Annotated in this window: 18 protein-coding genes and 1 pseudogene; 1 reads left to right on the top strand and 18 read right to left on the bottom strand. The window is 45.7% G+C overall.

Annotated elements, in window-relative coordinates:
- Positions 1–89: 89 nt before the first annotated feature.
- From FE296_RS33725 to FE296_RS10795, 17 genes are all read right to left on the bottom strand, one after another.
- Entirely contained in the window at positions 90–215 is a 126-nt protein-coding gene (locus FE296_RS33725) for a hypothetical protein (protein ID WP_263364157.1), read from the bottom strand.
- Between the two features lie 149 nt (positions 216–364).
- Complete coding sequence (gene recO / locus FE296_RS10870) at positions 365–1,117, bottom strand: DNA repair protein RecO (RefSeq protein WP_047843778.1); 753 nt, start codon at positions 1,115–1,117, stop codon at positions 365–367.
- Positions 1,118–1,150: 33 nt separating this feature from the next.
- Complete coding sequence (locus tag FE296_RS10865; protein ID WP_074095877.1) at positions 1,151–1,291, bottom strand: YqzL family protein; 141 nt, start codon at positions 1,289–1,291, stop codon at positions 1,151–1,153.
- A 104-nt stretch (positions 1,292–1,395) separates the two neighbouring features.
- Positions 1,396–2,295: a GTPase Era gene (gene era, locus FE296_RS10860; RefSeq protein ID WP_062835494.1), complete on the bottom strand. Its 900-nt coding sequence runs from the start codon at positions 2,293–2,295 to the stop codon at positions 1,396–1,398.
- 37 nt (positions 2,296–2,332) lie between these two features.
- The gene (locus FE296_RS10855; RefSeq protein WP_076211616.1) at positions 2,333–2,746 is read right to left on the bottom strand and encodes a cytidine deaminase; all 414 of its coding nucleotides are present in this window, start codon (positions 2,744–2,746) and stop codon (positions 2,333–2,335) included.
- Positions 2,747–3,030: 284 nt separating this feature from the next.
- Complete coding sequence (locus FE296_RS10850) at positions 3,031–3,402, bottom strand: diacylglycerol kinase family protein (protein WP_017687246.1); 372 nt, start codon at positions 3,400–3,402, stop codon at positions 3,031–3,033.
- Positions 3,402–3,899: an rRNA maturation RNase YbeY gene (gene ybeY, locus FE296_RS10845; protein WP_124115981.1), complete on the bottom strand. Its 498-nt coding sequence runs from the start codon at positions 3,897–3,899 to the stop codon at positions 3,402–3,404. The genes FE296_RS10850 and ybeY overlap by 1 nt, the downstream gene beginning before the upstream one ends.
- A gap of 29 nt (positions 3,900–3,928) precedes the next feature.
- Positions 3,929–6,178 (bottom strand): HD family phosphohydrolase, encoded by a 2,250-nt coding sequence (locus FE296_RS10840; protein ID WP_124116429.1) that lies wholly within the window; start codon positions 6,176–6,178, stop codon positions 3,929–3,931.
- 16 nt (positions 6,179–6,194) lie between these two features.
- A complete protein-coding gene (locus FE296_RS10835) occupies positions 6,195–7,166 on the bottom strand; it encodes a PhoH family protein (RefSeq protein WP_017687243.1) in 972 nt (323 codons plus the stop codon).
- A gap of 6 nt (positions 7,167–7,172) precedes the next feature.
- Positions 7,173–8,366, bottom strand: a complete 1,194-nt coding sequence (yqfD, locus tag FE296_RS10830) for a sporulation protein YqfD (RefSeq protein WP_124115980.1) — start codon at positions 8,364–8,366, stop codon at positions 7,173–7,175.
- Positions 8,363–8,656 (bottom strand): sporulation protein YqfC, encoded by a 294-nt coding sequence (gene yqfC / locus FE296_RS10825; RefSeq protein WP_017687241.1) that lies wholly within the window; start codon positions 8,654–8,656, stop codon positions 8,363–8,365. Before yqfC ends, yqfD begins: the two co-directional genes overlap by 4 nt.
- 181 nt (positions 8,657–8,837) lie before the next feature.
- On the bottom strand, positions 8,838–9,437 hold the full coding sequence (locus tag FE296_RS10820) for a hypothetical protein (RefSeq protein ID WP_150364954.1): 600 nt from the start codon (positions 9,435–9,437) through the stop codon (positions 8,838–8,840).
- A gap of 13 nt (positions 9,438–9,450) precedes the next feature.
- Positions 9,451–10,461 carry a flotillin-like protein FloA gene (floA, locus tag FE296_RS10815; protein ID WP_150364953.1) on the bottom strand — a complete coding sequence of 337 codons (1,011 nt, stop codon included), beginning with the start codon at positions 10,459–10,461 and terminating at the stop codon, positions 9,451–9,453.
- A 158-nt stretch (positions 10,462–10,619) separates the two neighbouring features.
- The gene (locus FE296_RS10810; RefSeq protein ID WP_150365005.1) at positions 10,620–11,942 is read right to left on the bottom strand and encodes an NfeD family protein; all 1,323 of its coding nucleotides are present in this window, start codon (positions 11,940–11,942) and stop codon (positions 10,620–10,622) included.
- A 282-nt stretch (positions 11,943–12,224) separates the two neighbouring features.
- Positions 12,225–12,668: a GatB/YqeY domain-containing protein gene (locus FE296_RS10805; protein ID WP_017687237.1), complete on the bottom strand. Its 444-nt coding sequence runs from the start codon at positions 12,666–12,668 to the stop codon at positions 12,225–12,227.
- 15 nt (positions 12,669–12,683) lie between these two features.
- Positions 12,684–12,857: a 30S ribosomal protein S21 gene (gene rpsU / locus FE296_RS10800; RefSeq protein ID WP_005547957.1), complete on the bottom strand. Its 174-nt coding sequence runs from the start codon at positions 12,855–12,857 to the stop codon at positions 12,684–12,686.
- A 232-nt stretch (positions 12,858–13,089) separates the two neighbouring features.
- A complete protein-coding gene (locus FE296_RS10795) occupies positions 13,090–13,449 on the bottom strand; it encodes a histidine triad nucleotide-binding protein (protein WP_017687236.1) in 360 nt (119 codons plus the stop codon).
- A 103-nt stretch (positions 13,450–13,552) separates the two neighbouring features.
- Here FE296_RS10795 and FE296_RS33250 point away from each other — a divergent pair.
- Positions 13,553–13,675: pseudogene (locus FE296_RS33250) on the top strand (PLP-dependent transferase); the annotation flags it as partial.
- A 702-nt stretch (positions 13,676–14,377) separates the two neighbouring features.
- Here the strand turns inward: FE296_RS33250 and FE296_RS10785 are convergent.
- Positions 14,378–14,722 (bottom strand): hypothetical protein, encoded by a 345-nt coding sequence (locus tag FE296_RS10785; RefSeq protein WP_150364951.1) that lies wholly within the window; start codon positions 14,720–14,722, stop codon positions 14,378–14,380.
- Positions 14,723–14,779: the final 57 nt, after the last annotated feature.

The following is a 14,779-nucleotide window of genomic DNA, read 5'->3' as shown; positions in this document are numbered from 1 at the left end:
AGACAACAATAAATAGCCCCCGTCCTACGCCTGTTGTACAGACGTAGGGACGAGAGCTATTCCCGCGGTTCCACCCTACTTGGCTTAGATCAAACAGAATGATCCTGTTCGTTCCAGCCCACTTTTCCGTGTCCATTCATGCTCCCGAGTGCCGTTTCAAAGACCGATTCAGCCAGGCTCCCACCATCCCCGGCTCGCTCATTCATGATTACCAAGTGTTATACAAAGACTTGTCTCCATAAATGCAATAAATCCAGTCTTTTACTTTCTCGTTCAATGCATGTCTCATAAAGAGAAATTATATTTCATAATATATAAAATCTAGTATGAAGTCAAGATATAGTTTCACTTCCACCAAAACGCCTCAAATCCCGTACTTCTCCATCTGATCGAGGAAAGAACGGGATTTAAGATTCAGACCAAGCTGATGATCCATAAAAGCACGCATCAACTTTTTGATCTCATCACGGGTAGACTCACTCACTGATATATTCCCCAAGCGCTGCAGATCCAACTGCGCGAACAAACGCAACAACTTCAGAGCCTTTGGACTTACGGACATCGCTGGAGGATCGAAATGTTTGCATGCTCGACACAAGACGCCACCAAGTCTGGGACTTATGAACAACTGCTCATCTGGTCGCTCCTGGTTGCAGGAGATGCACTCATCGAACTGTGGACCATATCCGGATGCCTGTAATATTTTCATTTCGTACAGACTTGTAATAACAACCGGATCTTTCTCTTCCTTCAAGGCCTGCAAACACGCCTTTAACTGTTTGAACCAAAATGTACCTGTCTCTTCATCCTGAAGCACCCGATCCAATAGTTCACACGCATAAGAAGCATATGAGGCCTTGACCAGATCTTCACGCAACTCATGATAAGATTCAACAATTTCTCCAGCGTTCAGTGTGCCTAGACCTGTATTGCGAAAATATACATATTGACCATACGTAAACGGCTGCACCAGTGCAGCATGTCGGCTCTTGGGCTTTTTGGCACCGCGGACGAGTACCCCTACTTTCCCGCCGCTTTCGGTGCAAAGCGTAATGATTTTGTTCCCTTCGCCGTAGTCCATGCTGCGGATGACAATCCCTTCCACCCTGTATAGCATGCCTCGTCACCTAACCATTCTCGAATCAGCCAGTTATCCTTCGGCTTCTTCATCTTCAATCACTTCCCTTGCATTATCCGACTCCTGTCCTAACGAGTTACACGCCTCGGTATATAACAAATAGGACTCTACATCCCCCGTCATTGCAAAAACCTTCCACGAAAAATCTCGCATCGGAATTTCATCCTCTCTTCGGAAATGACGTCTGCATCTACCAAATAGGATGGAGTCTTGCAAGGTAAACTATGTGTTGCAATTACTGGATACAATTCCGACGATCAGTCGCGGCCAAAGCCAAGGTCACGCAGAACTCTATCCTGATTTCTCCAGTCTTTTTTCACTTTAACCCACAGGTCCATGAAAATTTTGGAGCCAAGCAAGTTCTGAATATCGTGTCGAGCTCGTTTACCTACTTCTTTCAGAAGGGCACCCTGCTTCCCGATAATGATCCCTTTTTGCGAATCCCGTTCCACAAAAATGACGGCTGAGATATAAACGACACCGTTATCTTGTACTTTCATATCCTCAATCGTTACAGCAATGGAGTGTGGCACTTCTTCACGAGTCATCTGCAAAATTTTCTCGCGGATCAACTCTGCGCATACAAATTGCTCCGGATGGTCAGTAACCTGGTCATCAGGATAGTACTGCGGACCTTCTGGCAAATACTTGCCGAGTTGTTCCAATAGTGTGCTTACATTGCTGCCGAGCATGGCAGATACAGGCACGATTTCAGCGAAATCATGCAGTTTGCGATACTCCTCAATAAGGGGCAGCAGCGCTTCCGGCTCAATTTTGTCAATTTTATTCATGACAAGAATGACAGGCGTACGAATATTTTTCAACTGTTCCGCAATATAACGGTCACCGCCACCCATGCCTTCCGATGCATCAATCAGGAACAGCGCTGCTTCTACTTCTCCAAGTGTGTTCAGAGCAGTCTGGTTCATGTAATCGCCAAGTTTGGATTGACGTTTGTGAATCCCCGGCGTGTCCAGGAATACGATTTGCTGATGTTCGGATGTATACACACCATGAATTTTATTACGTGTGGTTTGTGGCTTGTCCGACATAATCGCAATTTTCTGTCCGATCACCTGGTTCATCAGTGTGGATTTACCTACGTTTGGACGTCCAATAATAGCTACAAAACCGGATTTAAATGCTTGTTTTTTCATATGTTCCTCCTCAGGCGCCTAGGCCTGGAATATTGGTTTATTTTTTGGCAGAATTCAGATCAGAAGGCCCAAAAGCCCAAGGTAACAGTTCAGCAACGGTGGTCTCTTGCAGATCACCTTTCATGTTCCCCAAGATAACTTTCATATCCGGTTCACACAGTTCGTACATCACCTGTCGACATACACCGCATGGAGCAATCGGACCATCCGTGTCGCCCACAATGGCAATCGCTTTGAAGCTACGAGGCTTCTGCCCACCTGCAATGGCACTGAACATCGCTGTACGCTCAGCACAATTACCTGGTGTATACGCAGCATTCTCAATATTACAACCATGATGCACATGACCTTCACTGTCAAGCAAAGCCGCGCCTACACCAAAATGGGAGTAAGGCGTATACGCCTTCGTACGTGCCTTAATTGCTTCTTGCATTAACAAACCGTTATCCATCATTATTCTCTCCCTTAGGGTGCAATATAAAGTTAGTACCTACGAATTAAGTTCAACCAAAGCCAATTTTACACTAGCCACTCCGATTCCAGAATAACCCTTCGATCGCTGTTACCCCCAGATTTTTTCGATCCCTTTTAATAAGGGAAAATCCGGGGATAAAGGCGAACGCTTCGCTTCTACAGGTTTATTTCTGTCCTCTTCGTTATCGTGTAACGTCTACAAGTTCAACTTAAACAAGGTCTAACTTTATAAAGTTGTGTAGTATTAAAATCAAAACGAAATCAGTACAAACCTAGCCAGCTCATCACCGGCTTAATGAAAACGATACAACCGATGATGACGGCGAATACCGCAGCCAGAAGAACTGCACCGGCCGCGGTATCCTTTGCCGCTTTTGCCAGCGGATGGATATGGGGGTGTGCCAAGTCAACCGCTGCCTCTACAGCCGTGTTCATCAATTCAGTCACCAGGACCAAAAAGACAGCGGTCAGCACAAACATCCAATCCGTTCTTGAGATTCTGAAAAAAAAGCCGGCTACACACATCAAAATAGCCACTCCCGTGTGAACTCTCACATTACGCTGAGTCCGCAACCCATATGCGATTCCTTCCGCAGCATTGCGGAATACCAGACCCCAGGAGCGCCTTTTCATTATCGTGTCAACCCGGCCTGGGCCAATACCGCTTCTTGTTTGCCCATCATCTCAGCCTCACTTGCTTCATCCTGATGGTCGTATCCGAGCAAGTGCAAGAAACCATGGACAAACAGAAAACCAAGTTCACGTTCAAATGAGTGTCCATACTCTTCACTTTGCAGGATGGTCCGTGGTACGGAAATGATGATGTCTCCAAGAACATCCGGCATTTCTTCCATTTCTTCATCTTCGTCCAGCTCATAGATAATATCGAGCTCTTCATCAACCGTTTCGTTCATCGCAAAAGACAGTACATCCGTAGGACGGTCAATGCCGCGATAATCACGGTTCAACTCATGGATCTGCTCATCGTTCACAAAAGTCAGAGCCACTTCCCCGTCTGCAACACCTTCCGCTTCTCCGGCGAGATTCAGCAACTGTTCCAGCATTGCAATTATCGGTTCTGTAATTTCTTTATCCTGTTGTTCATTATTCCATGCCAGATTAAGACTCATTCCTTCATAACTCCTGTCTACTCATATTATTAGCCTGCTTCGGGTGAAGTTGGCTTTGGTTTCTTAATCTCCTCCGGATATTCTATCCTGGAGTGGAAGATACCCATCACCGTTTCCTTCAATGTTCTGGCGACGATATCCAGTTCACGCATCGTAAGGTCACAATCATTGAATTGATGATCGTCCAATCGCCCTTTAATAATCTTCTCAATCATGGACTCCACTTGATCCACTGTCGGTTTGCGCAAAGATCTCACAGCAGCCTCCACACTATCAGCAATGCCAACAATAGCCGATTCCTTGGACTGAGCCTTCGGCCCAGGATAACGGAAATCTTCTTCCGTGAAATCAGGCTCAACGCCTGCTTCTTCCGCCTGACGCATTGCTTTGTGATAAAAATAGTGGAGAAATGTTGTGCCGTGATGCTGTTCCGCGATATCCCGAATAGGTTTGGGCAGCTTGTAATCCTTCTGCATTTCCACCCCATCGCGTGCATGGGCAACGATAATGGATTTGCTCAGTTTCGGATCAATTGAATCATGCGGATTCTCCATATTGTTCTGATTTTCAATAAAATAGATGGGGCGCTTCGTCTTGCCAATATCATGATAATACGAACCCACTCGGCAGAGCAATCCGTTAGCTCCTATGGCTTCTGCTGCTGCTTCGGACAGATTGCCTACCATAACGCTGTGATGATAGGTACCCGGTGTCTCCGTCAGCAACTTGCGTAGAAGCGGATGGTTCGGATTAGAGAGTTCTACCAGTTTGAGCGCTGACAAGATGCCAAATGAAGTTTCAAAAAATGGCATCAGCCCAATAACCAAAATCGCAGTCAGTACGCCACCAGCAAATGCAAACCCAACGCCATACAGTGTCGTAGTTCGATTCCAATCGCCCGAGTCAATCAAAGCCAAGGTGAAGACGGCTATGGACCCGAACAGACAGACCATAATGGCTCCTTTCAGGATCGTTGATCGCTGGCTAGCCTTATGAGTTGCGAAGATCGCAACAAATGAAACCAATACAGCGAAGAAACCTAATTCGAAGTCAAAAAGCTGACCCTGATGGGTATTCAAAATGATGCTGGACAACATACCGATCAATATCGAACATACAAAGGCAAGCGAGGTATCCAGTAACAAGGCAATTAACATCGCTCCTACCGCAACAGGTGCAAGGAAGCCAACATAAGACCTCTCATTGGTCTGGATAATCGCCGTCACATGCATAACTACAATCGTAATAATAAAAATGAGAACAAGCATCAACAGCTGCGCATTATTATATTTGAAATGCGTTCCGCTGCCTTGCTGAATATACATCAGAATGGCTGCCGACAACAGGCAGGAAAACATAAGAAGTCCAAGCTGCGGCCAGTAGTTCACTTCATTTTTCAGCAAATCATTTTCACCCAGCAAAGTATACATCTCCGGGGTGATCATCTCACCCTTGGCAACTAATGTGTCCCCTTGCTTGATAAAGACGGTTTGCGTGTTCTCACGCGCCTGAACTTTCGCTTCCTTGGTTCCCTCTTCATCGTAGAAGCGGTTAGCGGTCACCACGAGGCGAGCAAGCTCTTGCACGACCTCACGTTGCGTTCGCTTACCAAGAGAGCTGACACTCACCATCTCAGCTACTTTGGCACGGGCAGTGGTTGCATCGCTGATCTGATCCGTCATTAACCGGGCAACAATATCCCTCGCAACCGGTTTCATCTCCTGGATATCATCCGATGTCAGACGCGAGATTTTGATGTAAGTTTCTTCGGGAATACGGTAGCTTTGCTCCTGTACCACATTTCTGATCTCTTCCAAAAGAGTCTCGGAGTATGTACCGGCTTTCCGATTATTATTGATATAGTTGGTCACAAAATCCTTCTGGCGCTGCGGAATTTCATCCTTATAAATATCAATCTTGTCCTGACTTGAAATCTGATCATCCTGATTTAATCGATCTACACGGTCAAGCAGGGTAGTCATCAAATTTTCGTTTCGCAACTGGACAATCTGAAATATCGGCTGTACCCGTTCAGCAGCTTCTTCCTGTGCTTTGAGTGTGGCCTTGTTATTCGGAATCTGCATGGGCGCAGCAATGTCCACTTCACTCCGTGTCCCTTCCTGAATATCATAGCGCTCAGGGAGCAGCTTGGAAGCCAAACTCACGTAGAAAAGAATCACCAGAAACAAAAACAGAAGATAGCGTACCCACACGCTATACTTCCATCCTGTAGCCTTATTCTGAAAAGATTTGCCTTTTGACGGTTCCTTCGAGGTCACTTTAGACAATCCCTTTCTATGCTTGATTTTCTGCGGCGTGGTTGTAAGCCACGATAATTTTCTGGACAAGGGAATGCCGTACAACATCTTGCTCGGCAAAATAGACAAATCCAATCTCGTTAACTTCGTTTAAGATCGTATTCGCTTCCACAAGCCCGGATTTCTTACCACGCGGTAAATCAATCTGTGTCACGTCTCCGGTGATGACCATTTTGGAGCCAAAACCAAGACGGGTCAGAAACATCTTCATCTGTTCCGGTGTTGTGTTCTGTGCTTCATCGAGAATGATGAAGGAGTCATCCAGCGTACGCCCCCGCATGTAGGCAAGTGGTGCAATTTCGATTAACCCACGTTCCAGTGCCTTAGCGGTCTGTTCCTGTCCCATAACGTCATACAGGGCATCGTACAGCGGTCTCAGATACGGGTCTACCTTCTCCTGAAGATCCCCTGGCAAAAACCCAAGACTCTCGCCCGCTTCAACAGCAGGCCGTGTGAGTACAATTCGCTTCACGCTGCCTTCTTTAATTGCGGCAACAGCCAGTACAACAGCAAGATAGGTCTTACCTGTACCGGCTGGACCAATGCCAAATACAATATCACGTTTTTTAATTGTAGTTACATAGTGCTTCTGTCCAATGGTTTTAACACGGATTGGTTTACCTCTGTATGTCGTAGTAATCTCGCCTTTGAACAGATCCAATAGCTGGTCTGCCCGCATATCCTTGGCAAGTTCAATTGCATACTTCACATCTCTTTCAGTTAACACATATCCGTTGCGTATCAATTGCAGTAACACATCAAATAATTGTTCAAGCGATTCCACCTGCTGTGCGTTGCCAAAAATCACAATCTCCGCTTCACGGGATGCAATCTGGGCGGGAATCTCGGATTCAATCAGTTTAAGAAAAGTATCTTGGGGTCCAAAAAGAGATTGGCCCTCTCCCGCACTCTGGAGCGAGATTTGTATGCTGCGTGTTTGCTCTGACAAATATCCTCATTCTCCTTGACTATGGACTAGCGGAAGTTCTTCCGCAATGCTTTCTTCTACTTCAAATAAGACTTTCATATAAACTTTACCATTCTCTTTCTTCTCATGCAAAATTTTTTCACTTATAATTTTTGTGCCTTTGCCGTTTTTGGCGATAATATCGTTCCTTGCTCCTTCCAATCCTTTTGTTCTGGCCCATTCTATCGTCTGTTGTTGCTCATGCTCTCGGGTCTCCAGATCTTTCTCTGTCAGCCAACCCATAGGAAGTGTAAAGGATCGCCACGTCAATGGTTTATGATTACTTTCTGTATCAAATGAACTGAACGGTGTACTTCCATACCCCCACAGCTGGATCGCCCAATTCCCCAGCACCATGTAAAAACGTTCTTTGCTTTCACCTGTCATTGTATTATGTTTTTGCACCAGTGGAACCTCTACCTGATACTCACGCCACACCAGACCACGAACTTCACCTTTGGCAACGATGGTTTTGGTGTTCTCCTCATCCCCGAGAATCCCCGAGATCAATACCTGACCCTTTTTGACCCGCATGTCCTTCTGAACTACAGGGCGTCCCTGCTCCGCATAGATTTGAGTGACAACAGCATCTGACTTGCTAATCAGATGTCTAGGGTTCAGTAATGGTTCGCGCTTGGGTTGCGCCGATTCTACGACCTGAATGGTAATGGTTGTCCCCTCTTTGCTCACGCCAATCCAGGTTACATCCGGCAGAGCGAGTGCAAGCTGCCTAGAGAGCTTGTCTTGGCTTTGCAAACGGAACCCCCATTGGAAAGGATATATCCCTTCTTTCTTCGCTGCTGCGAGCACCTCGTCCGTAGGAATGGTGACGTTACCCTTGACCTCCACATCCCATACCATGGACGACAATGTAAACAAAGCTGCGACAAAAAACAGCATCCCCCCAAGAAAGAACTTCCTACGTAATAATCGAGCTGCAAAAAAAGGGAAACCGCTGCGATGGGTTACTTTCACCCTGCAGCCTGTCCGTTTCAACACAGGACGCAACCTGAAAAAATGCGGCAGCAGAATGTTCATCTCTGCCACGCGTCCATCGTGAGCACGCAGGTTCCACACTTCCAGTCCCTGCTCTGCCACCGTGTTGATCAATGTTTCAATGTCTCCCCCAGTGACCGTGATTCGGACTGCTCCCCGCAGTTTATACAGACTGGGCTGCTTCATCCGTTCCCCTCCACTCCATTCATATGAATATCCAGAATCGTTCCTTCAACAGCTACTTCATCCGGCAAAATGTTACGTATCACCAAGGCAGTTCCTTTGATCTCCAACTGGCCTTGGGAAAGAGCGAGCACGATGCGATCCGGTGTGAAATGGATGACACCGCGATGATTCTCTATATACAGTTGCTTACTGCCGATCAGGGTTAACCGTGGCATATCATAAAGCACATCCTGCGGCAGATCCAACACCTCACTGGTCCATCTGCGCAGCTTGCGGCTGATCCGGGTCATTCGAAGGTCTTCCCCCTTCCTCTACAGTTCAACTTATGCGCAGATTCAAGAATTTATGAAAATTCCGGGTCGTGTTAGGTACGAATGTTGAGAAAAAAGCAAGGAACACAGAAAAAGCCGTCTCTGGCTGCTTTCTGCGCACCAGAGACGGCTCTATTTTCTGTTCATTATGAAGACTTGTTTACAGTTTCCCTCTTGTACCAAACGGCTGTTTGGAACGAGGAGGACCCAGTACTTCTGCCCACAACACACCTGTACGAATATCGGCAGGGCGAAGCGGAGATGCTCCCGATTCATCGATATTGGTCTCATCCCAACTCGAATCAGACACAACTGGTTTATTTGCATTCGAGAAGCGATTTAATCGCTCCTGAATCAATCGTTCCTGTCGTTCCAGATCTTTCTTTTGTTGATCAAGTGAGCTTTCCATGCGGCTCAAAGAGTTCTCACTTCTGTAGTCACTTGCGGACGGAGAAGAAGGAGCATTCTCAGAATATGGCTGACCATACTGATTCTCATATTGTTCGTCTTCGTACCGATCGTCATACTGTTCATCATAACGGGGATCAGTATGTCCGGAAGACTGCTGCGGAGATGAATTGTCTCTTGAGCGTTCTTCCCGGTCTGAATCACCGCCGCCTCCAAACGTAGGCATCCCGTTGGCAGGACGCTTTTTGTTCGGATCAGCCGATTTGGCAGCTTTCCCCAAGAATGAGAAGAGCGCAAAACCGACAACAGCCACAATGTACAAGTTATCAAAAATCCATTCGAATAGGCCCATATGCACTCACCGCCTATCTTCCGTTTTTGGAATCACCCTGATCGTTGGAATTCGAACCTTCACCAGGTTTTCCCAATGTATTGCGCATTTGAGTATCTGCTTCAATATTTTTGAGATTCATGTAGTCCATCACACCAATTTTCCCACTACGCAAAGCCTCTGCCATTGCAAGTGGTACCGCCGATTCAGACTCAACAACGCGGGCTCTCATTTCCACTACGCGCGCTTTCATCTCTTGCTCTTGTGCCACGGCCATTGCACGACGCTCTTCCGCTTTAGCCTGAGCGATTCGTTTGTCAGCTTCTGCCTGCTCTGTTTGCAAGAAGGCACCAATGTTCTTACCTACATCGACGTCCGCAATATCAATGGACAGGATCTCAAATGCAGTCCCTGAGTCCAGTCCTTTGGACAAGACCGTACGCGAGATCATATCGGGATTTTCCAGAACGTCTTTGTGAGAGTTAGAGGAACCGTTTGTACTTACGATACCTTCACCAACACGGGCGATGATTGTTTCTTCACCAGCACCACCAACGAGTCTATCAATATTTGCTCGAACTGTAATCCGTGCTCGAACATTAACTTCAATACCATCTTTTGCTACTGCAGATACAACCGGTGTTTCAATTACACGGGGGTTTACACTCATCTGCACGGCCTGTAACACGTCACGGCCTGCGAGGTCAATGGCAGCAGCGCGTTCGAACTCCAGCGGAATGTTTGCACGTTGTGCAGCAATCAGGGCATTTACAACACGGTCAACGTTACCACCCGCCAGGAAGTGACTCTCCAGTTGGTTCATTGACAATTGAAGACCTGCTTTGGTTGCTTTGATCATTGGATTTACAATTCGGCTAGGCGTTACACGTCTCAGTCTCATTGCTACCAGCGTGATAATACTTACCCTTACACCGGATGCAATCGCTGATACCCAGAGCATAACCGGGAAAAAGCTGAAGAATACGCTCAATACGATAATACCTACTACCGCAATGAGCAAAATCGTGATCATAGATGTGTCCATGTGATAATTCCTCCATTTGTTATTTGAATTTGATAAATACATCCGAGCAGATTTTATGAATTACTGCTCGTTTGAAGAATGCACCACATCGCTGACTGTTTAAGCCAAGTGGTTATGTACATTGCCGAAGTATTAAGCACTTCGACAACAGAGCGGGTTTACACCGGTAATGCTTGCTGAACCACAATCCGGGTACCTTCCGCTTTAATCACAATAATCGGGGTGTCAACCGGAATGAAATCACCATCTGTTACAACATCAATTCGTTCTCCTTCAAACATCGCTGTTCCAGAAGGTCGAAGTGGTGTGAGACTAATGCCTTGCAGTCCAATCAACTCTTTACGCTCGGTAGCGGATGAGTATCCACGCTCAGCTGACAGACTGTCACTCAGTATGAATCGATTCCATATCCCTCGATCTTTAAACAGTACTGCGATAATCGCAATCACTACCAATGCGGCTCCGAAAGCGATACCCAAGGAAACGAATGCATCACTCGTATCATAAGCAGCCCTCACAACACCTGCAACAAGCGAAATTGATCCCAGGATACCCAAAATACCCATGCTTGGTATGAACATCTCCAGAATCATCAAGATGAGTCCAACAGTGAACAATACCCATGTCTCTGCTCCTGCAAAACCGGCAACGTAATTTCCTGAGAAATACAGGACAAAACATACAATACCGACAATACCAGGTACTCCGAACCCAGGAACGATCAATTCAATGGCCACACCTGCGATTCCGAGGAACAACAATATGGTCATGACAACCGGATTGGTAAGAAAGGATGAGATGTTTTCTGCTGTCGTCCGTTCTACCTTAAATACATCATCCTGGCTGTAACCGAGCCAAGCTACCGCTTCTTCCGGTGTGTTGCTGATGTGGTCGGCATAACCAACTTTCAGCGCTTCTTCAGCCGAGAGAGCAATAATTTCACCTTTTTGCTTGGTTTTATTAATCTCTGGCATTTCAACAACGATGTTAACATCCGTCATTCCAGCTGCAATCTTGCCATCACGACCACTGATTTCTGCCGCTCCCTGCATTTTGCTTTTCCAGAATGCAACAAGCTTTGGATCATCAACATGTTTACCCGTACTGTCCACCATGGCTGCCGCACCAATCATACTGCCTGGTGACATTACGATCTTATCTGCATTCAGAGCCAGAAAACTCCCGGCTGAAGCAGCATCTCCACGAACAAATGCAACAGTCTCAATCGGACTGTCCTTGATCAGGGTACCCAATGCTTCTGCAGTGTCGACACGGCCTCCCGGCGTATTGATATCAAGAACGATCAGTCCAGCATTCATCTCTTCTGCTTGCTTGAACCCGCGTTCCATGAACTTGCCAAGCCCCTGCTCGATTGGTTTATCAACCGGAATAATATATACGGCGCCACTCTTCTCAGCTGCATGCGCTGACGGTGATCCAATCCAGACAGGAAGCAACAGCGTCAGCAGCATTAAGAGCATCAATGGCCCCGTAAGCTTCTTCCGGCGCTTTCCCTTCACAATAGTCCCCCCTTTTCCATTAATGTTATACTGTCCAGCTTATGGTATTTATTACGTGCAATGCAACATTTCGTTTCAAAATCTTAAAATTATATTTGAAAACTCGATCAATTGCAAGAATAGAAATCCATAATAATATATATTAACCATTAAAAAGAAATTCCGTTATAACAAGGACATCATACCTTTTGATAAATGGAAAAAACACCTCCTGACAAGTCAGAAGGTGTTTATTGATTTGCTTTATTGCAGAAATTGTTGAACTGCTTGATTTACCAGTTTGCCGTCCGCTTTGCCTTTAACTTTAGGCATAAGGGCCGCCATGACTTTCCCCATCTCGGCTTTCGAAGAAGCACCGGTTTCCTGGATGGTCTGCTGTACAATAACTTTAATTTCTTCTTCGGTAAGCTGTGTGGGAAGGTACTGGATGAGTACTTCAATTTCCGCTTTTGCATTTGCCGCGAGATCTTCACGGCCCGCTTTGTCAAATTCTTGGAGGGCATCTTTGCGCTGTTTGATTTCACGACTCAGGATATCAAGCACTTCGTTGTCATCCAAATCTCTTTTCAAATCTATTTCAAGATTCTTGATCGTCGAACGAATCAACCGAATGTTGGAGAGTCTGAACTTGTCCTTACTCTTCATCGCTTGCTTCATATCTTCGTTCAATCGTTCGCTAAGATTCATGTAGTTAAAATCCTCCTAAAACTTTCTCTTACGAGCAGCCTCGGACTTTTTCTTGCGCTTTACGCTTGGCTTCTCATAATGCTTACGTTTCTTCACCTCAGCCAATACGCCATCTTTAGCGATGGAGCGTTTAAAACGACGAAGTGCAGCATCAATAGTCTCGTTTTTGCGAACTTTAGTTTCAGACACCAGTTTTCCCTCCCTCCGACCAGACCGTCCAAGAGCAATAACACGGTTCATCATCTTACATTATAGGCGAAAGATAATAAAGGTGTCAACCTCAATGTAATGATCACTTATTTGAATCCATTTTATAACTCAAAGGTATTATGAAATGAATTCATTATATAAGCATTTGGTCACACATTCGTGGATTTAATGCATATGACTAAATCCTCAATATTAGTACCCATTAGCTCGTTTATTTGTGAGAATCGGACAGACTTGTCAACACGCCAAGTCTGGTACCACCCAACAAATGGTAATGCAGATGATGAACGGTTTGTTCTCCATCCTTACCACAATTGTTGATCAAGCGATATCCTGTTTCCTCCACGCCAAGACGCTTCGCCGCTTCTTGAGCAGCCAGATGAATCTCGCCGATCAATGGCAGATCTTCTGCAGTAACTTCATTCATAGAAGCAATATGTTTCTTCGGAATGACAAGAACATGCGTCGGTGCAGCGGGCTGGATGTCATGAAAAACGATAACATGGTCATTCTCTAGTACTTTATTGGAGGGAATGGTGCCCTCTACAATTTTGCAAAATAAGCAATCCATAGTTCATACCCTCCTTTGTATTCCAGTGTATGTATTCCCTTCTATCATACTAGAAGTACAAACCCACGTCCAATCTCTAGGCATACTATCAGGTAAGGTAGGTCAACTATCCATTCCCTATGTACGTCGGCAAGAATTGGGGATCACGGATGGTTTGATTCGGATCTCCGTTGGAATCGAGGATGTTGAGGATTTACTTGAGGATTTGAAATTTGCATTAAGTTGAGGGCATTTTGAAGTCCATGCTGACTGAAAATTGCGAATAGGAAATTGACGATGTTCTAAGGAACACAGGGCATCTTATTTGGCTGTCAGACCCACATTTGAAATTATAAGGAACATCAGGCACGTTATTTCCCGAAATAACCTCAAAAAATGCTGAAAGCGGCTCTTTATTCGGTTATAACGTGTCTCAGATTCGTCAGCGCTCACATCATGCTCTACTCCTCCAACCGTGGGCAAGAGAACAGCATCGATTCCACCAGAAGCGAAGCTTTTTATCGGAATGGAGAATTAAAATTTGGGGTTTCTTAATGTTTGCTCACACATAGGCACATTCTCGCATATTCAGGATGCGGTACGCCTCTGCTGCGGACACGTTAAGGCCCGCTTCTGCTTTAAGCAGGTTTAAATACACTCGTTGTGCCATCCGTTCATCATCGACCTTACACTAATTAGGTTCAAAAAAAGGTCATGCCATACAGAAGTACGCTTCTGCACAGCATGACCTTTTGGATGTTCGTATGTTGCCAGTTGTATTGCAATGACTGTTGCGATACATCAGGCTGAGACTCTGTATGTGATAAGACCTCTCTAATTCATGCTGTACGGTACCATGAATGAAACATCCATCCTCAGCTAGTTACTTTCGAGATTTCATAAGAAGCATGAGAATGAATCACTGTAGTTATGCCTGTTTTTTTTAATTTCAATAGTACGGTAAAAGGGTTAACGCTGTAAGCGCAAATAACGGGAGCACCAGTCGGTTAAAACGTCTACGGCCATAACCATAATACGGATAAGGTGTAGGGTAGCCGTAACCTGGATAAAATCCGCGAGTATGACCTATCGGATAGTTTGCTCCAGGCATTGCATTTGGAGGCCAGTTTGCATGATTCACCATGGCTTCCGGCCCAACCGGAACAGCCAGGTAAATCATTTCGTCATCCACATTTTCCATAATGCCATCGTAGTGCATACCGTCATTCATCTGTACACATACATAACGGTGCATGTGTTCCTTGCATATTTTCTTCGCTTCCACTTTTTCCACTTGCCAACGCCTCCCTGATTCTGCTCTTGATCACCTTTTCATGGTATTCAGAACTGG

The organism is Paenibacillus sp. UASWS1643, assembly GCF_008693195.1.
In the GTDB taxonomy this organism is placed as follows: Bacteria; Bacillota; Bacilli; order Paenibacillales; family Paenibacillaceae; genus Paenibacillus; species Paenibacillus amylolyticus_B.
This window is presented reverse-complemented; position numbering and strand designations above follow the sequence as displayed.